Here is a 23,307-nt window from a genome sequence, read left to right on the forward strand (position 1 = left end):
CGCTTGATTCGCTTCGAGGTCTCCTGGATCTGGTCACGGATGTTGTCCATGCCCTGGATCGTCTGGCGCACCACTTCGGCGCCCTTGGCGGCGATCTGCACGGAGCGCTGCGCCACGTCGGCCGATTCGGCGGAGTTCTTCGACACCTCGTCGATGGAGGACGCGATCTCGTTGATCTGCGCCGAGGCGCTGGTGATCTGCTGCGCCTGGTGCTCGGCGGCCTCGGCGAGGTGCATCGCGGTGGCCTGCGTTTCCTGGGCGGCGGCGGCGACCTGCACGGCTGTTTCGTTAATGGTGGACACCAGGGATCGCAGCGCTTCGACCGCGAAGTTGATGGAGTCGGCGATCGCGCCGGTGATGTCCTCGGTAACCGTCGCCTTGACCGTCAGGTCGCCTTCGGCGAGCGAACCCATTTCGTCCAGCAGGCGCAGAATCGCCTCCTGGTTGCGCTGGTTCAGCTCCTGCGTGGTGCCGAGGCGGCGACGCTGGTCGCGGAAGATGGTGAGCAGCAGGCCAATGATGCCGACGCCGGCGCCGACGGCGCCGCCGATGGCGAAGTAGTTGTTGGGGAAGACGCGCTGGTAGTTGATGGCGTCGAAGCTGGCGAACAGCGCCTGGCTGTTCTCGAGCAGGACGTTGGAGTCCTCGGAAATCTGCGTGGCGGCGCCCTGCACTTCGGCCAGGTCGGCGGCGGCTTCCAGGATGATGTCGAGGTCGGCCTGCGCCTCGGCGTACAGGTCGGACGCGGCCTGCAGGTTGGCGATGCCGGCGGCGCTGGTGATGCGGTTGTAGCCCGCCTCGGCGTTGCCGTCGCGGAAGCCTTCGAGCACCGAGGCGAACACGCCGGCGTCGCGAGAGAGCGCGTCGGCGGCCGAGACCGCGTTCTCGCCGCCGGCGACGATTTCCGTCACGCGGCGCGACATGCGGTCGGCGAGCACGAGCTGGCGGTTGGCGATGGAGATCTGCGAGGCCGGAGCGTTGGCGTCGGAGAGCGATCGCACTACTTCGTCGAGCTGGAAGGCCAGCCGCGGCACGCGCGCGGTGAACTGGGCGGCGGTGTCGGCGAGGTTGAGCACTTCCTCCTCGCTCTGGGTGATGCGGTCGGCGGCCTCGGCCATCGGGGTCCAGGTCTCGGTCACCTTCTCGAGCGCGCTGCTGACGCCGAGCGCGAACGGGTCGCCCTCGTAGCCGGGCACGTTCTCGGTTTCGCTGCCGGTACGCAGGGCCGCGACGATCGAGTCGATGCGGGCCTTGGTGGCCTTGAACTCGGTGAAGGCGTCGGCGTTGCCGTCGACGGCTTCCTGGGTGTACTTCGCAAGCTGCTGCGAAAGCACCTGGAGGTCCGCCGTGAGGCCTCGCGCGTTGTTCTCCTGGGTGTTCAGGTAGGACGCATACAGGAAGTTCGCGGCGAACACCGCCAACGAGACGATCAGGATGAACGACCAGAACCTCAGGCCGAAATTGGTTAGCGTGTCGGTGAACGAGCGCGAATTAGTGCTCATGACTGGACCTCAACCCCTGTAAAAAACAAATGAGTGGAACCTTGGACGGCTACTTATGCGGTGGCCTGGCGGAATTCCGGGGTGCGCGTGAGCAACGACATGTTGAACACACCCCAGGTCTGGTCGGCCAGGCGGTAGACCTGGCCGACGAAATGGCCGTATCGGCCGTCGTTCTCACCCGCCATCTCGGCCCGGTGGGAGTCGTTGAAGGTTCGCTGGCCGAACAGCTCGTCGATGATGACCGCGACGTTGCCGCCGGCCTGGCGCACCACGAGGCAACGCTGGCCCTCGTGCACGACCGTGCGGTCGCCCTCGAGGAACTGCTTGAGGTCCACCACCGGCAGCAGGCTGCCGCGCACGTTGGCCACGCCCAGCATCCACGGGTGCGCGCCCGGCACCGGGGTGACCGGCGGCAGCGGCAGGATCTCGACCACTTCATCGAACGAGGACACCAGGCGGCGCTGCCCGAGGCGGAAACCAACGCCGCGCCAGTGGCCCGGCGCTTCGATCATTTCCGGGCGGCCGGCGACGTGCGCGAGCGAGCGCTCCTCGTAGTCAAGCAGGACATCGAAGGGGTTGGCGCGCGGTGCGGGGGGAGACTTGGCCATGGCGTGCGCCTCAGCCCGCCGGGACGTACTTGCGGATGGCGGAGAGCAGCTCATCGCGCGTGAAGGGCTTCGTGAGGTACTGCTCCGAGCCGACGATGCGGCCGCGGGCCTTGTCGAACAGGCCATCCTTGGACGACAGCATGATCACCGGCGTCTGCTTGAACATCTGGTTGTTCTTGATCAGCGAGCAGGTCTGGTAGCCGTCCAACCGCGGCATCATGATGTCGACGAAGACGATCTGCGGTTGGTGGTCGGCGATCTTGGCCAGCGCCTCGAAGCCGTCCGTGGCCGTCACGACGTCGCAGCCCTCCTTCTTGAGGAGGGTTTCGGCGGTGCGGCGGATCGTCTTCGAGTCGTCGATGACCATGACCCGCAAGCCGGCCAGGTGGTTGTCTTCCATCTCACTCCCCATTCCAATGCTGTCCCTGGCAGTGCGCAGGCCCTTGCCGGGCATACGTATTAATAGCTTATATCCCAGCCGAACCGGAATGTGTCAAGCACGACACAGTTCCTGTGTGACCGACCTCACCATCCCGGGGAGGCCCTGCTAGTCTAGGGCTCCGCGAGGATGGAGATGCAGCGCCGATGGCACTGGACGTGGCCGTGGTGATGGATCCGATCAGCCGTATCAAGATCGGGAAGGATACTAGCTTTGCGATGATGCTCGAGGCCCGGCGCCGCGGGCATCGCCTGCACTACATCGCGCCCGGCGGGCTGTCGCTGGACGGCGAGCGGGCCATGGCCCGGATGGCCGTGGCCGAGGTCCGGGACGATCCGGCCGACTGGTTCACCCTGGGTCCGGTGCAGCGCCGCCCGCTGGCCGAGATGGACGTGGTGCTGGTCCGGACCGACCCCCCGTTCGACGCCAATTACCTTTATGACACGCATATCCTGGGCCTGGCCCAGGGCCAGGGCGTGCTGGTGGTCAACGACCCCCGGGGCCTGCGCGACCTGAACGAGAAGCTGGGCGCCCTGCTGTTTCCCCAGTGCTGCCCGCCGACCCAAGTGTCCCGGGACGCGGCCGAGCTCCGGGACTTCGTGGCCGGCCACGGCGAGGCGGTGCTCAAGCCGCTGGACGGCATGGGCGGCCGATCGATCTTCCGGGTCCATGCCGGCGACCCGAACCTGAACGTGATCCTGGAAACCCTGACCGACAACGGCCGGAACCTGGCCCTGGCCCAGCGCTACCTTCCTGAAATCAAGGACGGCGACAAGCGCATCCTGCTGGTGGACGGCGAGCCGGTGCCCTACTGCCTGGCCCGCATCCCGCAGGGCAACGAGTTCCGGGGCAACCTGGCGGCCGGCGGTCGCGGCGAGGGCCGGCCGCTGTCGGACCGGGACCGCTGGATCGCGGCCCAGGTCGGCCCCGAGCTCAAGCGGCGGGGCATGCTGTTCGTGGGCCTGGACGTGATCGGCGACTACCTCACCGAGGTCAACGTCACCAGCCCGACCTGCGTGCGCGAGCTCGATGCCCAGTTCGGGCTCAACATCGCCGGCCAGCTGTTCGACGCCATCGAGGCCCGCCGGGCCGGTCGCGACTGAGATGGCGGCGCCGGTGATCGGCCCGAGCGAGCGGCTCAGCGCCACCCTGGCGCTGAGCCTGGTGGCGTTCGGCGTGCTGATCCTGGGCGTGGGCTTCGCCCGCGACTCGGCCGCCCCGATCACACCGACCCTGGACGTGATCCTGACCGAGACCCGCAGCGACGCCGCCCCCGAGGACGCCGACTTCATCGCCCAGGCCAACAACCAGGGCGGCGGCGACAGCGACGAGGCCGAGCGCCCCCGCGAGGAACAGCTGGCCCCGGTGCCCAAGCCCGAGCCCGGCCTGGCGCCGGAGACCCTGGTCGCCCAGGCCCCGCCGCCCGAGCCGGAACCGACTCCGCGCCTGCTCAGCACCACGGCGCCCAGCGAGTTCGCCCTGCCCGCCCCCAAGGACCAGCGCAAGACCGAACCCAGCCCGCTGGCCCCGGGCCGCGAGCTGGTGGAGCAAAGCCTGGAGATGGCCCGCCTGGCCGCCGAGATCGAGCGCAAGCAGGAACTGCGGGCCAAGCGCCCCAAGCGCAAGTTCGTCTCGGCCAGCACCAAGGAATATGAGTACGCCAGCTACCTGCGGGCCTGGGTGGTGAAAGTCGAACGCGTGGGCAACCTCAACTACCCCGACGAAGCCCGGCGCCGTGGCCTGGGCGGCCGGCTGGTGATGACGGTGGCGGTGCGCCGCGACGGCAGCATCGAGGAGATCCTGCTCAACCGCAGTTCGGGGCTGGGCGTGCTCGACCAGGCCGCGATGCGCATCGTGCGCCTGTCCGAACCCTTCCCGCCGCTGCCGCGCACCGACGAGAACATCGACGTGCTGCACATCACCCGCACCTGGCAGTTCCGCAACGGCAGCGTCGAAAGCGAATAGTCAGCTCAACAGCGCGTCGATCACCGCCATCCGCACCGGCAGGCCATTGGCCACCTGCGCCAGCACCCGCGACTGCGGGCCATCGGCGACCGCGCCGTCGATCTCGATGCCGCGGTTCATCGGGCCGGGATGCATCACGATGGCGTCGGGCACGGCCAGCGCCAGCCGGCGCGGGTCCAGGCCGTAGTCGCGGAAGTAGTCCTCCAGCGAGGCCACCAGGCCCTGCTCCATCCGCTCGCGCTGCAGGCGCAGCATGATCGCCACGTCCACGCCGGCGATGGCGTCGTCGAAGCGTTCGACCACGCGGCAGCCGCGCAGGGTGTCCGCATCGGGCAGCAGGTTGCCCGGGCCACAAACGCGGATCTCGCCGCAGCCCAGCGCGCGCAGGGCATGCAGGTCGGAACGGGCCACGCGCGAGTGCAGCAGGTCGCCGGCCACCAGCACCTTCAGCGCGGCGAAGTCGGCGCCCTTGTGCTGGCGCAGGGTCAGCATATCGAGCAGGCCCTGGGTCGGATGCGCGGCGCGGCCGTCGCCGGCGTTGATCACGCGCGTACCCGGGTTTGCGCCGGCGGCCAGCGCCGCCACGGCGCCATCGTCGGCATGCCGGATCACGAACACGTCCACGCCCATCGCCTCGATGGTCTTGAGCGTGTCGAGCGCACTTTCGCCCTTCTTGGTGGACGAGGTGGCGACGTCGAAGTTCAGCACGTCCATGCCCAGGCGCGTCGCGGCCAGCTGGAAGCTGCTGCGGGTGCGGGTGCTGGCCTCGAAGAACAGCGTGCACAAGGTGCGCCCGGCGTGGCGGCGGCGCAGCGCGGTGCCGGCGTGCGCGTGCGGCAGCATCTGCTCGGCGCGCTCGAGCAGGCCGTTGACCCGGCCGGCGTCCAGGCCGTCGAGGGTCAGCAGGTGGCGAAGGCGGCCGTCGTCGGCGAACTGCAGGGCGTGGCTCATGGGCGAGAAGGTCCGGGGTCGAGGGGAATGCGGATTTCGGGATCGGCCAGCCAGCGCTCCAGGATCACCACCGCGGCGACCGCGTCGAGCTGGTCGGCCTGCGAACGCTTGCGGGCACCGGCGGCGCGGCCGGCGGCGAAGCGCTGGGCCGCTTCGATCGAGCTGCGGCCCTCGTCCACCTGCTGCACCGGCAGCGCATAGCGCCGCGCCAGCTCGCGGGCGAAACCGCGGGCGCGCTGGCGGGCGGGCTGGTCGCCGCCGTCGGCGGGCACCGGGTCGCCGACCACCAGGGCATCGGGGCGCCAGTCGCGCATCCAGCGGTCCAGGCGCGGCCAGTCGGGGCCGCTGGCGTGCACGTCGAGCACGCCCACTTCGCGGGCGCTGCCCGAGACGGTGTTGCCGACGGCGACGCCGATGCGCTTGGCGCCGACGTCGAAACCCAGCAGCGTGACGGGCCCGCTCATGCGTGCCCGGAGTAGTCGGTGAGCGTGGACAGGTCGACGCCCAGCTGGCGCGCAGCCGCCCGCCAGCGTTCGCCCAGCGGGGTGTCGAACACGATGCCGCGGTCCACCGGCACGGTGAGCCAGCTGTTCTGGGCCAGTTCGTCCTCGAGCTGGCCGGCCTCCCAGCCGGCGTAGCCCAGCGCCACCAACACGCGCGCGGGCCCGTCGCCGCGCGAGAGAGCCTCGAGGATGTCGCGCGAGGTGGTGACCGAGAGGCCGGGCGCGACGTGCAGGGTCGAGCTCCACTCGCTGTCGTCGCCGTGCAGCACGAAGCCGCGGTCCGGGTGCACGGGCCCGCCGGCGACGATGGCGCGCGCGGCCAGGGCGGGGTTCTGGGTGCCGAGCTTGAGGTGGTCGAGCAGTTCGCCCAGCGTGTAGTCGGCCAGGCGATTGATGACGATCCCCATGGCGCCGCCTTCGTCGTGCTGGCACACCAATGTCACCGACCGCTGGAAATTGGGGTCCTCCAGCGCCGGCATGGCTACCAGGAAGTGATCGGCCAGGGACGGGGTCTGCATCATGCGCATATTCTAGCGCCCGGTCCCGGTGCCGGGGCCACCACGGAAGCGAAGGTCGCTTTCTCCTCCGTGAAGCCTTTATGTCGGAGAAAGCGACCTTCGCTTTCCCGGTGACGACGGCGCCCCGCAGCTGTAAAAGAAAACGCCGGGCAAGCCCGGCGTCTTCGGCGCAACCCCATGCCAGGGTTACTTGACCTCGGAAAGCTCGACCCCGTCCAGGCCCTGCGACAGCGTGCGGGCGTCGCCGCCCTGCGCCAGCTTGATCTTCAGGCGCACCTCGTTGGCCGAGTCGGCGAAGCGCAGCGCGTCCTCGTAGCTGATCTCGCCCGCCTGGTAGAGCTCGAACAGCGCCTGGTCGAAGGTCTTCATGCCCAGGTTGGTCGACTCCTTCATGACGTCCTTGATCTTGTGGATCTCGCCGTCGCGGATGTAGTCCTGCACCAGCGGCGTGCCCAGCAGGATCTCCATCGCCACCCGGCGCGACTTGCCGTCCGGCGTGGGGATGAGCTGCTGCGCCACCACGCCCTTGAGGTTCATCGACAGGTCCATCAGCAGCTGGCTGCGGCGGTCCTCGGGGAAGAAGTTGATGATGCGGTCCATCGCCTGGTTCGCGTTGTTGGCGTGCAGCGTGCACAGCACCAGGTGGCCGGTTTCCGCGAACGCGATCGCGTGGTCCATGCCCTCGCGGGTGCGGACCTCGCCGATCATGATCACGTCGGGCGCCTGGCGCAGCGTGTTCTTCAGCGCCGCCTCCCAGCTGTCGGTGTCGATGCCGACCTCGCGCTGGGTGATGATGCAGCCCTCGTGCTTGTGCACGAACTCGATCGGGTCCTCGATGGTGATGATGTGGCCCGACGAGTTCATGTTGCGGTAGCCGATCATGGCCGCCAGCGAGGTGGACTTACCCGTGCCGGTGGCGCCGACGAACAGGATGATGCCGCGCTTGGTCATCGCCAGCGTCTTGATGACGGCCGGCAGGCTGAGCTCCTCGACGGTCGGGATGCGGGTCTCGATGCGGCGCAGCACCATGCCGACCTGGTTGCGCTGGTAGAAGCAGGACACGCGGAAGCGGCCGACGCCGGAGACGCCGATCGCGAAGTTGCACTCGTGGGTCTTCTCGAACTCCTCGCGCTGCGAGGGGTTCATGACGTTGAGCACCAGGTCGCGAGACTGCTGCGGGGTCAGCGGGTTCTGGGTGATCGGCGACAGCTTGCCGTTGACCTTCATCGACGGCGGCACGCCGGCCGTGATGAACAGGTCCGAGGCCTTCTTGTGCGCCATCAGCTTCAGGAAGGAGGTGAAGTCGATGCTGCTCATGCGTGCTCCTGTTCTGCCACCGTGGCCTTGGCCCGGTGGCGGTGCTCATGTGGCGTCCTGCCAGCCCCCCGACCGGCAGCCGCGTCAGTCGAAAAGCTTCTTTTCCTTGGCGTATTCCTTGGCCTGCAGCTTGGTCACCAGGCCGCGCTTGACCATGTCCTGCAGGCACTGGTCGAGGGTCTGCATGCCGTACTGCTGGCCGGTCTGGATGGCCGAGTACATCTGGGCCACCTTGTCCTCGCGGATCAGGTTGCGGATGGCCGGGGTGGCGATCATGATCTCGTGCGCGGCGACGCGGCCGCCGCCGACCTTCTTGAGCAGCGACTGCGAGATGACCGCGCGCAGCGACTCGGACAGCATCGAGCGCACCATCGGCTTTTCGCCGGCGGGGAACACGTCGATGATGCGGTCGATGGTCTTGGCCGCCGACGAGGTGTGCAGGGTGGCGAACACCAGGTGGCCGGTTTCCGCGGCGGTCAGCGCCAGGCGGATGGTCTCGAGGTCGCGCATCTCGCCGACCAGGATGTAGTCGGGGTCTTCGCGCAGCGCCGAGCGCAGGGCCTCGTTGAAGCCGTGGGTGTCACGGTGGACCTCGCGCTGGTTGACCAGGCACTTCTGCGAGGTGTGCACGAACTCGATCGGGTCCTCGACCGTGAGGATGTGGCCGAACTCGTTCTTGTTCACGCTGTCGACCATGGCCGCCAGGGTGGTGGACTTGCCCGAGCCGGTGGGACCGGTGACCAGCACCAGGCCCTGGGGCTGCTGCACCAGCTCGGCGAAGATCTTGGGCGCGGCCAGCTCCTCGAGGGTGAGGATCTGGCTGGGAATGGTGCGGAACACGGCGCCGGCGCCGCGGTTCTGGTTGAAGGCGTTGACGCGGAAGCGCGCCAGGCCGGGGATTTCGAAGGAGAAGTCGACCTCGAGGAATTCCTCGTAGTCGCGGCGCTGCTTGTCCGACATGATGTCGTACACCAGCGCGTGGACCTGCTTGTGGTCGAGCGCGGGGATGTTGATGCGGCGGACGTCGCCGTCGACGCGGATCATGGGCGGCAGGCCGGCCGAGAGGTGGAGGTCGGAGGCCTTGTTCTTGACCGAGAATGCCAGCAGTTCAGCGATGTCCATTACTTAACGTCCCCTTGGCGCATCAAACGGATAGGCGACCGCGCGTCCCCGGGGCAGTATAGCCCTATCCACGAAGGTGAATACCCCCCATGGAATCGGTGCACCCGACGCTTCACGACGTCCTGCAAACCATTGAAAACGCGGCCGTGCTGGCAGGGCGGCCACGCCAGGTCGGACTGCTGGCCGTGTCCAAGACCCGGCCCGCCTCGGCGGTGCGCGAACTGGCTGCCGCCGGGCAGCATGCCTTCGGCGAGAACTATGTCCAGGAGGGCGCCGCGAAGGCCCGCGAACTGGCCGGCCTGGGGCTCGAGTGGCACCTGATCGGCCACCTGCAGTCGAACAAATGCCGCGAGGCCGCCGAGGCCTTCGACTGGGTGCAGTCGCTGGACCGCATGAAACTGGTCGCGGCGCTGGACCAGGCCCGGCCCGCCGATCGCCCGCCCCTGAACGTGCTGATCCAGGTGAACGTGGACGGCGAGGCCGGCAAGTCCGGCTGCCGCCCCGACGAGGTGATGGCGCTGGCCGACGCGGTGGCTGCCGCGCCCCGGTTGCGCCTGCGCGGACTGATGGCCATCCCCGAGCCGCACCCCGACCCGGCCCATCGCCGCGCCGCCTTCCGCCGCCTGCGCGAACTGCGCGATGCACTGGCCGCCCGCTTCCCCGGCATCGACACCCTGTCGATGGGCATGAGCGATGATTTCCCGCTGGCCATCGCCGAAGGCGCGACCCTGGTGCGCCTCGGCACCGCCCTGTTCGGCCTGCGCGGCCGGTAAACCTTTCCCAGGACTCGAACGAATGAACACCCACACGATCGCATTCATCGGCGGCGGCAACATGGCCCGCAGCCTGATCGGCGGATTGATCAAGACCGGCCGCGCGCCCGAATCCCTGCGCGTGGCCGAGCCCGTGGCCGGGCTTCGCGATGCATTGGCGGCCGACTTCGGCGTGCGCGTGCGCGCCTCGGGGCCGGAGGCCGCGGACGGCGCCGCCACCTGGGTGCTGGCGGTGAAGCCACAGGTGATGCGCGAGGTGTGCGAGGGCCTGGCCACGCTGGCGCAGATCCATCGGCCGCTGGTGGTGTCGATCGCGGCCGGCATCCCCACCGAACGGATCGACCAGTGGCTCGGCGGCGGCCAGGCCGTGGTGCGGGCGATGCCGAACACGCCCGCCCTGCTCGGCGCCGGCGCCACCGGCCTGTTCGCGAATGCCGCCGTAGGCAGCGGGCAGCGTGAAGAGGCCGAAGCCCTGATGCAGGCCGCCGGCCTCACCGCGTGGATCCCCGACGAGGCGCTGATGGATGCCGTGACCGCCGTGTCCGGCAGCGGCCCCGCCTACGTCTTCCTGCTGGCCGAGGCGATGCAGGCCGCGGGCGAAGCGCAGGGGCTGTCCCCAGACACCGCCCGCACGCTGGTGCTGCAGACCCTGCTCGGCGCGGCACGCATGCTCGCTGAATCCGGCGATCCGGCCGCGGTGCTGCGCCAGCGCGTGACCTCCCCGGGCGGCACCACCCAGGCCGCGGTCGAATCCTTCGAAGCCAACGGCTTCCGCGACCTCGTCGCACAGGCCATCGCCGCCGCCACCGAACGCGGCCGCCAGCTCGCCGCCGGCTGACCCTCCCACAGGGTCGGGCGCGGTGCGATGATGGGCGCCCACCCGGAAGGAGACTGGCCATGCGCCCGATGACTGCCGCGATCGCCCTGCTGGCGCTGCTTGCCGCCGCGCCCGCACTCGCCGAGAACTCCCTGCGTGCCGGCGACATCACCGTGCACTTCAACGCCCTGCCCACCACCACGCTCACCCCGGAAGTGGCGCGCGCCAACGGCATCACCCGCTCGGCGAACCGCGCGCTGGTGAACATCGCCGTGCGCCAGGGCGAACCCGGCGCCGACCGCGCCGTCGCCGCCAAGGTGACGGTGGCCGCCACCAACCTCGCCGGCCAGCGCGTCGAGCTGCGCATGCGCGAGGTGCGCGAGGGCGATGCCATCTATTACCTGGGCGAAGCGCGCACCTCGGGCCGCGAAACGCTGAGCTTCGACCTGTCGGTGACGCCGGAAGGCGCCGAGCGCCCGATCCGCACCGTGTTCCGCCAGGAGTTCTTCGGCCAGTGAGCCTGCTGCTGGTACGACACGGCCAGGCCAGCTATGGCGCCGCCGATTACGACAAACTTTCCGAGCGCGGCCACCTGCAGGCCCGGCGCCTGGGCGAGTGGCTGGCGCGCGGCGGCCATCGCTTCGAGGCCGTGGTGGTGGGCGGGATGCGTCGCCACCGCGAAACCGCCGACGGCGTGATCGAAGCGTTCGCCGCGCAGGGCCTGCCCCTGCCCGCGCCCATCGCCGACCCCGGTTTCGCCGAGTTCGACCACGAGGCCGTGTTCAGCACCTGGCTGCGCCAGAACGCCGAACACCCGGTCGCCATCGCCAGCCGCAGCGGCCTGCCGCGCGACGTCGGCGCGATGCTGCAGGCGGCGCTGCTGGCCTGGGCCAACGACGAACTGCCGGACCTGCCCGAGAGCTGGGCCGCGCTCGGCGCGCGCGTGCACGCCGCCGGCGAGCGGCTTGAGGCGCTGGGCGGCGGCGGCGAGGTGCTGGTGCTCAGCTCCGGCGGCGTCATCTCGCGGCTGGCGCAGATCGCGCTGGACGTGCCCAACCATCGCGCGGTCGAGCTGAACCTGGCGCTGCGCAACAGCGCGCTCAGCGAATTCCACCCGCACGCCGGTCGCCTGCGCCTGGGCAGCTGGAACGCGCTGCCGCACCTGCACGGTGCGCGCGACCTCTGGACCTATTACTGAGCATGCGCGCCCTCCTCGCCCGTTCAAGAAGCGAACCCACCGCATGACCGACACCCCGCCCAAGCCCGCTACCGACGCGATGGCGCTGCCGGAAGCGGCGCTGGCCGACTACCTGCAGGCACAGGTGCCCGGCTTCCGCGGCCCGCTCACCGCCACCAAGTTCAAGGGCGGCCAGTCGAACCCGACCTACCGCATCGACGCCGCCAGTGGCACCTACGTGCTGCGCCGCAAGCCGCCCGGCGTGCTGCTGCCCTCGGCGCACGCGGTGGACCGCGAGTTCCGCGTGCTGCAGGCGCTGCACGGCGGCCCGGCGCCGGTGGCGCGGCCGCTGCACCTGAGCACCGACGAAACCGTGGTCGGCTCGATGTTCTACCTGATGGACTTCGTCGACGGCCGCATCTTCTGGGATCCGTCGCTGCCGGACGCCACGCCCGCCGAACGCAGCGCGATCTACGGCGGCATCGTCGACGCGATGGCCGCGCTGCACACGATCGACCCGGTGGCGGTCGGCCTGGCCGACTTCGGCAAGCCCGGCAACTACTTCGAGCGCCAGCTGCGCCGCTGGACCGAGCAGTACCGCGCCAGCGAAACCCAGCCGATCCCGGCCATGGACGCGCTGATCGGCGCCCTGCCCGCCCGCTGCCCCGCCGACGACGGCAGCGTGGCGCTGGTGCACGGCGACTTCCGCATCGACAACCTGATGTTCGACCCGGCGCAGCCGAAGGTGATCGCGATCGTCGACTGGGAACTCTCGACCCTGGGCCATCCGCTGGCCGACCTCGGCTACTTCTGCATGGCGCTGCGGCTGCCGCGCAATCCCGCCCTGCCCGGCCTGGCCGGGCTGGACCGCCCGGCCCTGGGCATCCCCGACGAGGCGGCGCTGCTGGCGCGCTATTCCGCGCTCACCGGCCGCCCCATCCCCGCCGACTGGCCCTTCGTCCTCGCCTTCAGCTTCTTCCGCCTCGCCGCCATCGCCCAGGGCGTGGCCAAGCGCGCCCAACAGGGCAATGCCTCCAGCGACCAGGCCGTCCAGGCCGGCCGCATGACCGCGATGCTGGCGCAGCTGGGTGTCGCGTCATTGGGGTAGCCGGCGACAACCAAGAGCCTTGGACATTGAACGCTGATCAAGGCGGAAAAAGCAGGATCAGAGCGGATCAACCAACTCTTTTTTGTCTTCAATCCGCTTTTATCGGTGTTTTCCGCTCTGATCCGCGTTCGGACACTTAGCCCCCCACTGCCGAATGACTGCTGCAATCGCACGGACGCCATCGGTCAACGCGGCGGGGCCGGGCTGAAGGATCAGCGGGGATTTGATTTCGTGGAGGTCGCCGGTGCGGACGGCGGGTACGTTCTGCCAGCCCGGGCGGGCGGCGACTTTCGTGGGCTGGAATTTCTTGCCGCACCAGGAGCCCAGGACGATGTCGGGCGCGCGGGCGATGATCTCGTCGTCGTTGGCGAGGATGCGGTGCTTGGCCAGCGACTGCGCCGCGAGTTCCGGGAAGATGTCGTCGCCGCCGGCAATGCGCACCAGTTCGGCCACCCACTGGATGCCGCTGATGCGCGGCTCGTCCCATTCCTCGAAATAGACCTTGGGCCGCCGCGGCAACGTCGCGGCTTCCGCGGCGATGCCCGCCAGGCCGCGCTGCAGTTCATCCGCATACGCGTTGGCCTTGTCGGCAACGCCGACCAGCGCACCCAGCCGCCGCACGTAGTCGACGATGCCTTCGACGCTGCGGTGGTTGCTGATCCAGACCTCGACCCCGCGGCGCACCAGCTCGGCGGCGATGTCGGCCTGGATGTCGGAGAAGCCGACCACGAAGTCCGGCCGCAGCTTCAATATCTCGTCGATTTTCGCCGACGTGAACGCGCTGACCTTGGGTTTCTCCTTCCGCGCCCGCGCCGGCCGCACCGTGAAGCCGGAAATCCCGACGATGCGGTCCTGCTCGCCCAGGGCGTACAGGACTTCGGTGGGTTCCTCGGTGAGGCAGACGATGCGGCGCGGGCCGTGGCTCACGGGAACAGCATCCGCTTGCGCCACTGGCCGTCCACGCGCTCGTAGTGGTGGCGCTCGTGTAGGCGGTACTTGGCGCCATACCAGAACTCGATGCGCTCGGGCACCACGCGGAAGCCGGACCAATGCGGCGGGCGCGGCACGTCCGCGCCCTCGAACTTCTTCTCGAAGGCCTCGATGCGCGCCTCGAACAGCTCGCGCGAGCCCAGCGTCTGCGACTGCAGCGAGGCCCAGGCGCCGATCTGGCTCGGCCGCGGCCGCGAGGCGAAGTAGGCGTCGGCCTCGGCCAGGTCCACCGGCTCCACCGTGCCTTCGATCTTCACCTGCACCTGCTCGCGCAGCTGCTTCCACAGGAACAGCAGCGCCGCCTGCGGGTTGGCCGCCAGCTGCTGGCCCTTGCGGCTGTCGTAGTTGGTGTAGAACACGAAGCCGCGGGCGTCGAAGGCCTTGAGCAGCACCGTGCGCGCCGACGGCCGGCCCTGCGCGTCGCAGGTGGCCACGGTCATGGCGGTCGGTTCGGGGTCGCCCGCGGCGGTGGCCTCCGCCAGCAGGGCGGCAAACGTGTCCAGGGCTTCGGCGTAAAGATCGGTCATGCGGGGTTCCTCGTTTGCGCCATTGTCGCTCCGAAGGCGCCCCGCATGCACCCGTCTGGTCAGCTGACGATGAAGCTAACCCGCATGTTCACGCGCCACTCGCTGACGCCGCCCTCGGGGTTGCAGACGACCTTGATGTCGTTGACCCAGGCGCCCTGGATGTTCTTCACGCTCTTGCCGACCTTCTTCAGGCCGCCCTGCACGGCATCCTCGATGCCTTTCTTGGACGAGGAGGACACTTCGATCACCTTGGTGACGGTAGCCATGACTTTCTCCTTTCCTACCCGGTAGCGGGTCGGACGACTATACGCCCGGCCCGGAAAGCAGGCTGGCGTAGCCGGCGCGGTAGTCCGGGAAGGCCGGCGCCCAGCCGGTGGCGCGCAGCCGGGCATTGGCGACCCGCCGGCCCGTGGCCAGTCCCGGGGCGACCGGGGGCAGCGGCGGCAGGCCCTCGCGGGCGCGCAGCCAGGCCAGCACGTCCTGCTCCAGCGCGGGCAGGTCGTCGTTGCCGAGCAGCAGCGGCGGCGGCGCGGCCAGGTCAAGCAGGTGCGAGATCGCCGAGGCCACGTCCTCGGCGTGGATGCGGTTGGTCCAGCGCCGCGCGCCGGGCTGGTCGCCGCGGGCCTTGCGCAGCAGCGCGCCGCGGCCGGGGCCGTAAATGCCGGAGCAGCGCAACGCGGTCGCCAACGGCCGGGCGGCCAGGCCCTGCTCGGCGGCCAGCAAGGCCAGGCCGTTGAAGGCCGGTGGTCGTGCGGGCGTGGCTTCGTCCACCCATTCACCGGCGTCCTGGGCGTAGACGGCGGTGGACGAAACGAACACGACGCGGGCCGGATCGCAGGCGTCGATGGCGCGGCGCAGGCCATCGACGTAGAGCGCGCGGTAGGCGGCTTCTTCGCGGACATCCGGCGCGGCGCAGAACACCAGCGCCGCCGCGCGCCGCGGCAGCGCCGCCAGGCCCTCGCCCCGGGACAGGTCGGCGCGCAGCCAGCGCAGCCCGGCGATCGGCTCGCCCTCCCGGCGGCGAAGGCCGATGACCTCCTCGCCGCGCGCCAAACGCAGCCGCGCGAAGCGCAGGCCGACATCGCCCGCGCCGGCGACCACCACGGGCCCCGCGCTCACGCGGTTCCCCCGCTCGCGGCGCGAATCGCGCGCGTGTTGCCAGACGATGCCTTCATGCCGGGATGCTAGCATCGCGTCCCATGAATCCCGCCCCCAACCTCGTCCTTATCGGCCCGATGGGCGCCGGCAAGACCTCGATCGGCAAGCGCCTGGCGGCGCGGCTCGGGCTGGCCTTCGTCGATTGCGACCATCGCCTCGAGGAAGTCACCGGCGCCGCGGTGCCGCTGATCTTCGAATGCGAGGGCGAGGCCGGTTTCCGCGCCCGCGAATCGGCGCTGATCGCCGACCTGATGCGCGGCCGCGGCCAGCTGATCGCCACCGGCGGCGGCGCGGTGCTGGCCGAAGCCAACCGCAAGCGCCTGTCCGAGCGAGGCTACGTGGTGCACCTGCAGGTCAGCGTGGCGCAGCAAATCGAGCGCCTGGGCCGCGACCGCAGCCGCCCGCTGCTGGCGGTGGGCGACAAGCGCGCGAAGCTCGAATCGCTGGCGCTCGAGCGCGGTCCGATCTACCGCGACCTGGCCGACCTGGCCTTCGACGCCGACGGCCTGAGCGTCGCCATCGCCGCCGAACGCCTCGGCGCCCTGCTCGAACAGCGCTGGCAGCGCACGGAAGCCGCCTGATGGCCCTGCACGAACTCCAGGTCGAACTCGGCGCGCGCCGCTACCCGATCCGCATCGGCCGCGGCCTGCTCGACCAGCCCGAGGCCCTGGCCGCGCTGGTCACCGGCCGCCACGCGCTGGTGGTCACCGACGGCAACGTCGCCCCGCACTATCTGGCGCGCGTGCAGTCCGCCCTGGCGGGCAAGGCCGTGCAGGCGCTGGTGCTGCCGCCGGGCGAACAGGAAAAGACCCTGGCCCGCTTCACCGAAGTGATGGCCACGCTGGCGGCGATGGGCGCCAGCCGCGATGCCACGGTGGTGGCGCTGGGCGGCGGCGTGGTCGGCGACCTCGCCGGCTTCGCGGCGGCCTGCTGGATGCGCGGCGTGCGCTTCGTGCAGCTGCCCACCACCCTGCTGGCCATGGTGGATTCGTCAGTGGGCGGCAAGACCGCGGTCGACCTGCCGCAGGGCAAGAACCTGGTCGGCGCCTTCCACCAGCCGGCGGCCGTGCTGGCCGACACCGCCACCCTCGACACCCTGCCCGAGCGCGAGTTCAGCGCCGGCCTGGCCGAGGTGGTGAAGTACGGCGCCATCGCCGACGCCGGGTTCTTCGCCTGGCTCGAGGACAACGCCGAGGCGCTGATGGCGCGCAACCCGGACGCCCTCGCGCACGCGATCGCCACCAGCTGCCGGCACAAGGCCGGCATCGTCGCCCGCGACGAGACCGAGCAGGGCGAGCGCATGCTGCTCAACTTCGGCCACACCTTCGGCCACGCCATCGAAACCGGCCAGGGCTACGGCGGCCTGCTGCACGGCGAGGCGATCGCGGTGGGCATGGTGCTGGCGGCACGGCTCTCGGCCGACCGCGGCCGCGCGCCCTGGTCCGACACCGCGCGCCTGGCCGCGCTGCTGGAGCGTTTCGACCTGCCGGTGGCGCTGCCCGCCGGCCTGTCGGGCGAGGCGCTGCTGGGCCACATGAAGCTCGACAAGAAGGCCGTCTCCGGCCGCATCCGCCTGATCCTGTGGGCCGGCCTGGGCCAGGCCGAGGTCGTCCCCGACGTCCCCGAGTCCGAGATCCTGCCCGTCCTCGAAGCCTGACCCGCGCCCTGTAGGAGGGACTTCAGTCCCGAACCCTTTCGGCGGAAAGCCTCGGGACTGAAGTCCCTCCTACAAGGTAGAATCCGCGGCCTATGCGCCTATTGATGCAGCAAAAGCCCTCTGCCGGCGAAGCGCCGAAGTACGTCCAGCTGATGCTCCAGCAGGACCTGCTCGGCGGCTGGACGCTGCTGCGCGAAACCGGCCAGATCGGCGGCAAGGCCTCGCTCAAGCGCGAACAGTACCTCGAGCGCGGCGCCGCCCTGGCCGCCTTCGAGAAAGCCCGCGATGCCCAGGTCCGAAAAGGCTTCCTGGTGATGTTCGCCCAAGGCGCCGACGCGCCCCGTTGACTGGACCTGCCGTGACCCTGAAGAACGACCGCTTCCTGCGCGCCCTGCGGCGCGAGCCCGTGGACTGCACCCCGGTGTGGCTGATGCGCCAGGCCGGCCGCTACCTGCCGGAGTACCGCGCCACCCGCGCCCAGGCCGGCAGCTTCATGGGCCTGGCCACCAACCCGGAGCTGGCCTGCGAAGTGACGCTGCAGCCGCTGCGCCGCTACGAACTCGACGCCGCCATCCTGTTCTCCGACATCCTCACCGTGCCCGACGCGATGGGCCTGGGCCTTTACTTCGCCGACGGCGAGGGCCCGAAGTTCGAGCGCCCGGTGCGTACGCCGGCCGACATCGCGAAGCTCGCGGTGCCCGACATGGGCAGCTCGCTGCGCTACGTGATGGACGCGGTGAGCCTGATCCGCCGCGAGCTGGACGGCAGCGTGCCGCTGATCGGTTTCTCCGGCAGCCCGTGGACGCTGGCCTGCTACATGGTGGAAGGCGGCGGCAGCAAGGACTTCGCCCGCATCAAGTCGATGGCGCTGAACGAACCGGCCGCGCTGCACCGCCTGCTCGAGGTCACCACCGACGCGGTCATCGCCTACCTGGCCGCGCAGCGCGCGGCGGGCGCGCAGGCGCTGCAGGTGTTCGACACCTGGGGCGGCGTGCTGGCGCCGCACGTTTACCGCGAGTTTTCGCTGCGCTACCTGCAGCGCATCGCCGCCGAACTGCCGCGCGGCGACGGCGCCGGGCGCACGCCGCTGATCCTGTTCGGCAAGGGCAATGCGCCCTACCTGGAAGACCTCGCCGCCACCGGCAGCGAGGGCGTCGGCGTGGACTGGACCGTTTCGCTGGGCGAGGCTCGCCGCCGCACCGGCGGCCGCGTCGCGCTGCAGGGCAACCTGGACCCGGCGACGCTGTACGCGTCGCCCGAGGGCATCCGCGCCGAAGTGAAGCGTGCGCTGGACGACTACGCCGCGGCCAACGGCGGCTCGCGCAATGGCCACGTCTTCAACCTCGGCCACGGAATGTCCCCCGACATGGACCCGGACCGCGTCGCCGTTCTGGTCGAAGCGGTGCACGAATTCAGCCGGGCGCAGGGTCCGTAGCAGGCCTCGCGCAGCGCAAGGCAATCGAATCCCGGGCCCAAGCCCCTAGCAGTCCATGTACTCGCACCAATCGTCGTAGTCCTCGTACTCCTCACCGTACTGGGCTTTCGACACCGGCTTGCCGACGAGAATGTCACGGGCCGCCTGCACGGCGTCATCGGCCGTGGTTGGCGCCCGCGCATTGAGCGTAGCCAGCATCTTTTCGGCCGGCACCCCGGCAGCGCGCCCCGCCGCGGCCCAGTATTCCCAGTTCATCGACACGCGCCCTGGGTAGAGCGCCAGGAACTGCTCGAAGTCGCGGTACGAATCCTGCGCACGATCCAGCTTCGCGCGCACGGTGCCCCGGTTGTTCCACGCCCACACATACTTCGGATCCAGCGAAAGCAGGCGCGAGTAGTCGGCCTCGGCGGCTTCCCAGTTACCAAGCGCAGTATGGGACTGCGCGCGCCAGAACAGGCTGTGGGTGCGCGTGGGCTCGATGGCCAGGGCCTGGGTCTCGTCCTCGATGGCCCCGGCGTAGTCGCCGAGGTTGCGCCGTGCCAGGCCGCGCTGGGTCCAGCCGCCAATCTCCTCGGGGACCTCCGTAAGGTAAATGGTGGAAATTTCGGCAAGCCCCGTCCAGTTCTGACCCTCCCTCAAGATGCGCGACATGCCTTGGAAGAATTTTCGAAAGGAATCGGCGGAACCCTCGGCGTCCGAGATTTCGGCAGCCTTTGTCAGTGCGGCCCTCGCTTCCTCCTCGCTTGCCGGCCCCAGTACGATTACGCGCGTCAGGTCCAGCGCCGCCTCCAGGGACTGCGGCTCCAGCGCGGCAACGCGGGCGTAATCGTCGCGAGCGGCTTCATAGCGCGTTGCCGCCTCGTGCAGGCGCCCGCGCGCCCGCAACGCGCCCACGTTGCGCGGCTCGCTGGCGATCACCCGCCCATAGGCCTCGATTGCCAGGTCGGGCTGGCGCCGCCGCTCGTGGTAGGCCGCCAGCGGTATCAACACCGAAGCCTCCGGCAGGATGCGCGCTGCATCGTTGAACGCCGACAAGGCTTCCTGGTGACGACCCAGCCTTTCAAGGGTCAGCGGCACGTTGACCAGGGGACCGGCGTGCCGGGGCGCGATGCGGCGGGCCTCGAGGTGCTGGTCCAGCGCCTCGGCGTGCCGGTCTTGCGAGGCCAGCGCCAGGCCCAGGTTCTGCCACAAGGGCGCCGAGCGCGGTTCGCGCGCGATGCCTGCGCGCCAGTCGCGCTCGGCTTCTGCGTAGCGTTTGGCGTTGTAGTGGATGAAGCCCCGCGTCAGGTAGGGCGCGTACCAGTCGGGTTCAAGCCGCATCGCCTCATTGCAGGCCGCCAGGGCAGCGGCCTCTTGGGCTGCGCCCTGGGTCGAACCGATGACGCAGCGCTGCTGGTAGGCCGCGCCCAACTCCCGGCCCGAGGCGATTGCGCGATCAATGGCCCGGTTGGCCTCGTCGACCTTGCCGGCGCGGTAGAGCATGTTGGCCACGCTGGCGGCGCCCAGCGGGTGGCCGTCCGCCTCGCACTTTCGGGCCGCCGCCAGTCCGAGCTCGACCAGCGCATTGTCGGTGAAGGTATCGCCATCGGGATCAATCGCCTGCCAGGCGGTGGCGCACAGTTTCACCACCGACTCCTCGAGCGCCGCCTCTGCGGGCGGTACCCAACATCCCAGGCCCAGAACCAGTGCGGCGCCCACGTTGCCAGCAAGATTTCGCATCTGCATGTCTCCCCCTGAGACTGTGTTTGCGGCCGGAGAGTTATCACAAAAACGGGGCCGCTAACGTGAAGCCGGCCGGGGGCCCTCCTGCCGGAGCCCAAGTATGGCCGCCGCCAGCAGCTCGCCCGTCACCGGTTTGCGCAGGAAGCCGTCCATGCCCGCGGCGCGTGCCTCGGGCTCGGCCTGCGGGTCGGCGCGGGCGGTGAGCGCGAGCAGCGGCAGCGTTTCGCCGCGGGCGCGCAGCAGCCGCGCCAGCTGCAGGCCGTCGATGCCCGGCAGGTCGAGGTCGAGCACCGCCAGGTCGTAGTCGGCGGTGGCCAGCTCGGCCAGTGCCGCGAGGCCGTGCGGCACGTGGCGCACGTGGTGCCCCTGCTGCTGCAGCAGCGCCGCCACTACTTCGGCAACGACCGCATCGTCCTCGACCAGCAGCAGGCGCCGCGCCGACGTGCTTCGCGTGACCGGGCGCACATCGGGTTCGGGTACGGAAACCGCCGGCAGCGGCAGGCTGACCTGGAAGCGCGCGCCCTGCCCCGGTGAACTCTGCACCGAGATGCCGCCACCCATCGCCACGGCCAGCTCGCGGCAGATCGCCAGGCCCAGCCCGGTGCCGCCGCTGCCGCTGCTTCCGCCGCCCTGCCCGGCCGCGCCCTGCTCGAAGCGCCGGAACAGCCGCGCCTGCTGCTCGGCGTCCAGCCCCGGCCCGCTGTCGTGCACCGACAGCACCAGACCTTGGGACTCGCCCGGCGCCACCTGCAGGCTCACTTCGCCCGCATCGCAGAACTTGATGGCGTTGTGGCCGAGGTTGAACAGGATCTGCCGCAGGCGCGTGGCGTCGCCCGACAGCGCGTCCGGCAGCCCGGGCGCGCAGGCCAGCCGGAAGCGCAGGCCCTTGGCCTCGGCCAGCGGGCGCAGCAGGTCGGCCACTTCATCGAGCAGCGGCCGCAGCCGGAACGGCGCCACCACCAGCTCCAGCCGCCCGGCCTCGATGCGCGCGAGGTCGAGCGCATCGTTCACCAGCCGCAGCAGGTGCTGGCCGGCGCGCTGGATGGCCTCGACCTGCCCGCGCTGGCGCGCATCGAGCGCACTGCCCTGCAGCAGCTCGGCCATGCCCAGCACGCCGGTCATCGGCGTGCGGATTTCGTGGCCCAGCGTGGCCAGGAAGCGGCTCTTGGCCTCGGAGTGCTGCTCGGCCAGCTGCTGCCGCGCCCGCGTCATGCGCCAGGCCTCACGCCGGCGATGGCGGGCGCGCAGCTCGCGGCTCAGCAAAGCGGCCAGCACCAGCCCCAGCAGGCCGAACAGCGCGAGCGCATATTGTCCCTGCCACCACGGCGGCTCGACCCACACGGCGATGCGCGGCAGTTCGCGCCACTCGCCGCCGACCGCCGACCAGGCAATGCGCAGCTGGTAGCTGCCCGGCTCCAGCCGGTGGAACAGGCGCTCGCCCAGCGGCTCGGGCTCCATCCAGCCCGGATCGTGCCCCTGCAGTTGGAAGCGGATGCGCGGCGAGGGCGCGCCCACCGTCGGCGCCACGCGCACGCGCAGCGCCTCATCGCCCGGCTGAAGCCGCAGCAGCCGCGCGTCCACGGGCACGGCCAACACCTGGCCACCGCGAATGCGCTGGAGGGCCGACACTTCGGGCGCGGCGGCCGCCACGGGCGCGCCGGCCAGCGCCAGGCACAGCCAAAGCAGCCATCGGCGACACGCGCCGTGCGCAACATTGGGTTTCGGCCCCATGCACCCTCCATTCACCCGGTCGGCCTAGACTACGGCCAGGCCCGCTCCCGGGCTGTAGGAGAACGCCGATGCGTGTGCTGGCCGGAGGGCTGCCCGTCTTGCTGCTGCTCGCCTTCGCCGACCCGGCCCGGGCGGCGGCGCGCGAATACCAGCTCGACCCGGTGCACACCCGCATCGCCTTCCAGGTCGACCACGCCGGGTTCTCGCGCGCCATCGGCACCTTCTCGGGCGCCACCGGCACGCTGCGGTTCGACCCGCGCGACTGGACCACCGCGACGCTCGAAGTCGAAATCCCGCTGGCCAGCCTCGACCTCGGCGACCCGACCTGGCGCGAACGCGTGCTCGACCGCACCTTCCTCGACGCCGGGGCGCAGCCGACGGCGCGCTTCACCTCCACCCGCGTCGAGCCGACCGGCGACGACACGGCCCACGTCTTCGGCGACCTGAGCCTGCGCGGCACCACCCGCGAGGTGATGCTGGACGTGCGGCTCAACGCCCTCAAGCGCCACCCGCTCACCTTCAAGCGCACCGCCGGCTTCTCGGCCACCGGGCGGCTGGTGCGCCAGGACTTCGGCATGACCGCCTGGGAACGCCTGGTCGGCGCCGAAGTCACGCTGCAGATCGAAGCCGAAGCCATCCGCGGCCGCGCCGGCGGCGACGACGAATCGGAACCCACCCCCGACCGGGAGAACGACGATGCCGATCAAGAATGACGCCGACCGCTGGGGCTTCGTCAGCCTCGGCATCCACTGGCTCACGGTGGCGATGGTGCTGGGCCTGGTGCTCGTGGGCTTCATCATGCAGGAGCTGCCGAACTCGTCGACCAAATCCGAGCTGTACTCGCTGCACAAGACCTTCGGCCTCACGGTGCTGGGCCTGACCGTGCTGCGGCTGCTGTGGCGGCTGTTCGCTGGCGCGCCCGCGCCGGTGGCGGGCACACCGCGCTGGCAGTCGGCGATCGCCAGCGCCACCCACGGCGTGCTGTACCTGATCCTGCTCGCGATGCCGCTCAGCGGCTGGCTGTTCCACTCGGCGTCCGGCTTCCCGCCGCGCAACCTGAGCTGGTTCGGCCTGTTCAAGCTGCCCAGCCTGAGCGACCGCGACCCGGCCCTGCGCGATTTCGCGCTGGCCGCGCACGAGTGGCTGTTCATCGCGCTGGCGGTGATCGTCACGGTGCATGCGCTGGCCGCGCTCAAGCACCACTACGTCGACCGCGACCGCACGCTGGCGCGCATGCTGCCGCTGGCCAAACCCGCGCCCAAACCCGAAGACACCCCCGGAGCCTGA

The 23,307-nt window shown here is 70.4% G+C and carries 27 protein-coding genes; 13 read left to right on the forward strand and 14 right to left on the reverse strand.

The annotated features are described in order from the left end of the window. The 3 genes from Q0C12_RS08565 to pilG all read right to left on the reverse strand — a co-directional run. A partial coding sequence (locus Q0C12_RS08565) for a methyl-accepting chemotaxis protein (RefSeq protein ID WP_290888976.1) occupies positions 1–1,502 on the reverse strand: 1,502 nt, incomplete at its 3' end. Between the two features lie 53 nt (positions 1,503–1,555). Further along, positions 1,556–2,110, reverse strand: coding sequence for a chemotaxis protein CheW (locus Q0C12_RS08570; protein ID WP_290888979.1), 555 nt, complete (start codon positions 2,108–2,110; stop codon positions 1,556–1,558). 10 nt (positions 2,111–2,120) lie between these two features. Continuing rightward, complete coding sequence (pilG, locus tag Q0C12_RS08575) at positions 2,121–2,510, reverse strand: twitching motility response regulator PilG (protein ID WP_034213085.1); 390 nt, start codon at positions 2,508–2,510, stop codon at positions 2,121–2,123. A gap of 185 nt (positions 2,511–2,695) precedes the next feature. Between pilG and gshB the strand changes: the two genes are divergently transcribed. After that, entirely contained in the window at positions 2,696–3,652 is a 957-nt protein-coding gene (gene gshB, locus Q0C12_RS08580) for a glutathione synthase (RefSeq protein WP_290888983.1), read from the forward strand. Between the two features lies 1 nt (position 3,653). After that, positions 3,654–4,514 carry an energy transducer TonB gene (locus Q0C12_RS08585; RefSeq protein ID WP_290888986.1) on the forward strand — a complete coding sequence of 287 codons (861 nt, stop codon included), beginning with the start codon at positions 3,654–3,656 and terminating at the stop codon, positions 4,512–4,514. On the opposite strand, the gene Q0C12_RS08590 is transcribed toward Q0C12_RS08585, so the two are convergent. From Q0C12_RS08590 to Q0C12_RS08610, 5 genes are all read right to left on the reverse strand, one after another. Then, positions 4,515–5,465 (reverse strand): aspartate carbamoyltransferase catalytic subunit, encoded by a 951-nt coding sequence (locus Q0C12_RS08590; RefSeq protein WP_290888989.1) that lies wholly within the window; start codon positions 5,463–5,465, stop codon positions 4,515–4,517. Continuing rightward, positions 5,462–5,929 (reverse strand): Holliday junction resolvase RuvX, encoded by a 468-nt coding sequence (gene ruvX, locus Q0C12_RS08595; protein ID WP_290888992.1) that lies wholly within the window; start codon positions 5,927–5,929, stop codon positions 5,462–5,464. The genes Q0C12_RS08590 and ruvX overlap by 4 nt, the downstream gene beginning before the upstream one ends. Further along, positions 5,926–6,495, reverse strand: a complete 570-nt coding sequence (locus Q0C12_RS08600; RefSeq protein WP_290888994.1) for a YqgE/AlgH family protein — start codon at positions 6,493–6,495, stop codon at positions 5,926–5,928. The genes ruvX and Q0C12_RS08600 overlap by 4 nt, the downstream gene beginning before the upstream one ends. Before the next feature lie 177 nt (positions 6,496–6,672). Next, positions 6,673–7,803 (reverse strand): PilT/PilU family type 4a pilus ATPase, encoded by a 1,131-nt coding sequence (locus tag Q0C12_RS08605; protein ID WP_290888996.1) that lies wholly within the window; start codon positions 7,801–7,803, stop codon positions 6,673–6,675. Between the two features lie 84 nt (positions 7,804–7,887). Then, entirely contained in the window at positions 7,888–8,925 is a 1,038-nt protein-coding gene (locus tag Q0C12_RS08610; RefSeq protein ID WP_290888999.1) for a type IV pilus twitching motility protein PilT, read from the reverse strand. Between the two features lie 89 nt (positions 8,926–9,014). On the opposite strand from Q0C12_RS08610, the gene Q0C12_RS08615 reads away from it, so the two are divergent. The 5 genes from Q0C12_RS08615 to Q0C12_RS08635 are packed head-to-tail and all read left to right on the forward strand — an operon-like array spanning position 9,015 to position 12,800. After that, positions 9,015–9,698 carry a YggS family pyridoxal phosphate-dependent enzyme gene (locus Q0C12_RS08615; RefSeq protein WP_290889000.1) on the forward strand — a complete coding sequence of 228 codons (684 nt, stop codon included), beginning with the start codon at positions 9,015–9,017 and terminating at the stop codon, positions 9,696–9,698. A gap of 22 nt (positions 9,699–9,720) precedes the next feature. Continuing rightward, complete coding sequence (proC, locus tag Q0C12_RS08620) at positions 9,721–10,536, forward strand: pyrroline-5-carboxylate reductase (RefSeq protein WP_290889003.1); 816 nt, start codon at positions 9,721–9,723, stop codon at positions 10,534–10,536. Positions 10,537–10,595: 59 nt separating this feature from the next. Continuing rightward, positions 10,596–11,033: a DUF4426 domain-containing protein gene (locus Q0C12_RS08625; protein ID WP_290889006.1), complete on the forward strand. Its 438-nt coding sequence runs from the start codon at positions 10,596–10,598 to the stop codon at positions 11,031–11,033. Beyond that, positions 11,030–11,713 carry a histidine phosphatase family protein gene (locus Q0C12_RS08630; protein ID WP_290889009.1) on the forward strand — a complete coding sequence of 228 codons (684 nt, stop codon included), beginning with the start codon at positions 11,030–11,032 and terminating at the stop codon, positions 11,711–11,713. Before Q0C12_RS08625 ends, Q0C12_RS08630 begins: the two co-directional genes overlap by 4 nt. A 43-nt stretch (positions 11,714–11,756) precedes the next feature. Further along, complete coding sequence (locus Q0C12_RS08635; RefSeq protein WP_290889011.1) at positions 11,757–12,800, forward strand: phosphotransferase family protein; 1,044 nt, start codon at positions 11,757–11,759, stop codon at positions 12,798–12,800. Positions 12,801–12,899: 99 nt separating this feature from the next. On the opposite strand, the gene Q0C12_RS08640 is transcribed toward Q0C12_RS08635, so the two are convergent. The 4 genes from Q0C12_RS08640 to Q0C12_RS08655 are packed head-to-tail and all read right to left on the reverse strand — an operon-like array spanning position 12,900 to position 15,436. Continuing rightward, positions 12,900–13,727: a cobalamin-binding protein gene (locus tag Q0C12_RS08640; protein WP_290889013.1), complete on the reverse strand. Its 828-nt coding sequence runs from the start codon at positions 13,725–13,727 to the stop codon at positions 12,900–12,902. Continuing rightward, entirely contained in the window at positions 13,724–14,317 is a 594-nt protein-coding gene (gene pdxH / locus Q0C12_RS08645; protein WP_290889015.1) for a pyridoxamine 5'-phosphate oxidase, read from the reverse strand. Before pdxH ends, Q0C12_RS08640 begins: the two co-directional genes overlap by 4 nt. 59 nt (positions 14,318–14,376) lie before the next feature. Continuing rightward, entirely contained in the window at positions 14,377–14,583 is a 207-nt protein-coding gene (locus Q0C12_RS08650; protein WP_290889018.1) for a dodecin family protein, read from the reverse strand. A 37-nt stretch (positions 14,584–14,620) separates the two neighbouring features. After that, on the reverse strand, positions 14,621–15,436 hold the full coding sequence (locus tag Q0C12_RS08655; protein ID WP_290889021.1) for an NAD-dependent epimerase/dehydratase family protein: 816 nt from the start codon (positions 15,434–15,436) through the stop codon (positions 14,621–14,623). An 80-nt stretch (positions 15,437–15,516) separates the two neighbouring features. Here Q0C12_RS08655 and Q0C12_RS08660 point away from each other — a divergent pair, with 80 nt between their 5' ends. From Q0C12_RS08660 to hemE, 4 genes are all read left to right on the forward strand, one after another. Beyond that, positions 15,517–16,056 (forward strand): shikimate kinase, encoded by a 540-nt coding sequence (locus Q0C12_RS08660; protein WP_290889023.1) that lies wholly within the window; start codon positions 15,517–15,519, stop codon positions 16,054–16,056. Further along, positions 16,056–17,132 carry a 3-dehydroquinate synthase gene (gene aroB / locus Q0C12_RS08665; RefSeq protein WP_290889026.1) on the forward strand — a complete coding sequence of 359 codons (1,077 nt, stop codon included), beginning with the start codon at positions 16,056–16,058 and terminating at the stop codon, positions 17,130–17,132. The genes Q0C12_RS08660 and aroB overlap by 1 nt, the downstream gene beginning before the upstream one ends. A 92-nt stretch (positions 17,133–17,224) precedes the next feature. Next, positions 17,225–17,479, forward strand: coding sequence for a WGR domain-containing protein (locus Q0C12_RS08670; RefSeq protein WP_034213049.1), 255 nt, complete (start codon positions 17,225–17,227; stop codon positions 17,477–17,479). Continuing rightward, on the forward strand, positions 17,476–18,567 hold the full coding sequence (gene hemE / locus Q0C12_RS08675; protein ID WP_290889030.1) for a uroporphyrinogen decarboxylase: 1,092 nt from the start codon (positions 17,476–17,478) through the stop codon (positions 18,565–18,567). The genes Q0C12_RS08670 and hemE overlap by 4 nt, the downstream gene beginning before the upstream one ends. A gap of 45 nt (positions 18,568–18,612) precedes the next feature. Here the strand turns inward: hemE and Q0C12_RS08680 are convergent, their stop codons facing one another. Both Q0C12_RS08680 and Q0C12_RS08685 read right to left on the reverse strand, forming a co-directional pair. Further along, complete coding sequence (locus Q0C12_RS08680; protein ID WP_290889033.1) at positions 18,613–20,292, reverse strand: tetratricopeptide repeat protein; 1,680 nt, start codon at positions 20,290–20,292, stop codon at positions 18,613–18,615. A gap of 54 nt (positions 20,293–20,346) precedes the next feature. After that, positions 20,347–22,020, reverse strand: coding sequence for an ATP-binding protein (locus Q0C12_RS08685; RefSeq protein WP_290889035.1), 1,674 nt, complete (start codon positions 22,018–22,020; stop codon positions 20,347–20,349). Positions 22,021–22,088: 68 nt separating this feature from the next. Here Q0C12_RS08685 and Q0C12_RS08690 point away from each other — a divergent pair, with 68 nt between their 5' ends. Together Q0C12_RS08690 and Q0C12_RS08695 are read left to right on the forward strand one after the other, a co-directional pair. After that, positions 22,089–22,733: a YceI family protein gene (locus tag Q0C12_RS08690; RefSeq protein ID WP_290889038.1), complete on the forward strand. Its 645-nt coding sequence runs from the start codon at positions 22,089–22,091 to the stop codon at positions 22,731–22,733. Continuing rightward, positions 22,717–23,307 carry a cytochrome b gene (locus Q0C12_RS08695; protein WP_290889041.1) on the forward strand — a complete coding sequence of 197 codons (591 nt, stop codon included), beginning with the start codon at positions 22,717–22,719 and terminating at the stop codon, positions 23,305–23,307. The genes Q0C12_RS08690 and Q0C12_RS08695 overlap by 17 nt, the downstream gene beginning before the upstream one ends.

The sequence above is a fragment of the Arenimonas sp. genome (genome assembly GCF_022842045.1).
Lineage (GTDB): Bacteria > Pseudomonadota > Gammaproteobacteria > Xanthomonadales > Xanthomonadaceae > Arenimonas.

Bases quoted from the DNA above. Each gene is read 5' to 3' on its own strand.
- Q0C12_RS08605 (WP_290888996.1), bottom strand. From the start codon at position 7,803: ATGAGCAGCATCGACTTCACCTCCTTCCTGAAGCTGATGGCGCACAAG.
- Q0C12_RS08680 (WP_290889033.1), bottom strand. From the start codon at position 20,292: ATGCAGATGCGAAATCTTGCTGGCAACGTGGGCGCCGCACTGGTTCTG.
- Q0C12_RS08690 (WP_290889038.1), top strand. From the start codon at position 22,089: ATGCGTGTGCTGGCCGGAGGGCTGCCCGTCTTGCTGCTGCTCGCCTTC.
- aroB (WP_290889026.1), top strand. From the start codon at position 16,056: ATGGCCCTGCACGAACTCCAGGTCGAACTCGGCGCGCGCCGCTACCCG.
- gshB (WP_290888983.1), top strand. From the start codon at position 2,696: ATGGCACTGGACGTGGCCGTGGTGATGGATCCGATCAGCCGTATCAAG.
- Q0C12_RS08625 (WP_290889006.1), top strand. From the start codon at position 10,596: ATGCGCCCGATGACTGCCGCGATCGCCCTGCTGGCGCTGCTTGCCGCC.
- Q0C12_RS08590 (WP_290888989.1), bottom strand. From the start codon at position 5,465: ATGAGCCACGCCCTGCAGTTCGCCGACGACGGCCGCCTTCGCCACCTG.
- Q0C12_RS08685 (WP_290889035.1), bottom strand. From the start codon at position 22,020: ATGGGGCCGAAACCCAATGTTGCGCACGGCGCGTGTCGCCGATGGCTG.
- proC (WP_290889003.1), top strand. From the start codon at position 9,721: ATGAACACCCACACGATCGCATTCATCGGCGGCGGCAACATGGCCCGC.
- Q0C12_RS08600 (WP_290888994.1), bottom strand. From the start codon at position 6,495: ATGCGCATGATGCAGACCCCGTCCCTGGCCGATCACTTCCTGGTAGCC.
- Q0C12_RS08660 (WP_290889023.1), top strand. From the start codon at position 15,517: ATGAATCCCGCCCCCAACCTCGTCCTTATCGGCCCGATGGGCGCCGGC.
- Q0C12_RS08570 (WP_290888979.1), bottom strand. From the start codon at position 2,110: ATGGCCAAGTCTCCCCCCGCACCGCGCGCCAACCCCTTCGATGTCCTG.
- Q0C12_RS08670 (WP_034213049.1), top strand. From the start codon at position 17,225: ATGCGCCTATTGATGCAGCAAAAGCCCTCTGCCGGCGAAGCGCCGAAG.
- ruvX (WP_290888992.1), bottom strand. From the start codon at position 5,929: ATGAGCGGGCCCGTCACGCTGCTGGGTTTCGACGTCGGCGCCAAGCGC.
- Q0C12_RS08610 (WP_290888999.1), bottom strand. From the start codon at position 8,925: ATGGACATCGCTGAACTGCTGGCATTCTCGGTCAAGAACAAGGCCTCC.
- Q0C12_RS08585 (WP_290888986.1), top strand. From the start codon at position 3,654: ATGGCGGCGCCGGTGATCGGCCCGAGCGAGCGGCTCAGCGCCACCCTG.
- Q0C12_RS08695 (WP_290889041.1), top strand. From the start codon at position 22,717: ATGCCGATCAAGAATGACGCCGACCGCTGGGGCTTCGTCAGCCTCGGC.
- Q0C12_RS08650 (WP_290889018.1), bottom strand. From the start codon at position 14,583: ATGGCTACCGTCACCAAGGTGATCGAAGTGTCCTCCTCGTCCAAGAAA.
- Q0C12_RS08635 (WP_290889011.1), top strand. From the start codon at position 11,757: ATGACCGACACCCCGCCCAAGCCCGCTACCGACGCGATGGCGCTGCCG.
- pdxH (WP_290889015.1), bottom strand. From the start codon at position 14,317: ATGACCGATCTTTACGCCGAAGCCCTGGACACGTTTGCCGCCCTGCTG.
- pilG (WP_034213085.1), bottom strand. From the start codon at position 2,510: ATGGAAGACAACCACCTGGCCGGCTTGCGGGTCATGGTCATCGACGAC.
- Q0C12_RS08615 (WP_290889000.1), top strand. From the start codon at position 9,015: ATGGAATCGGTGCACCCGACGCTTCACGACGTCCTGCAAACCATTGAA.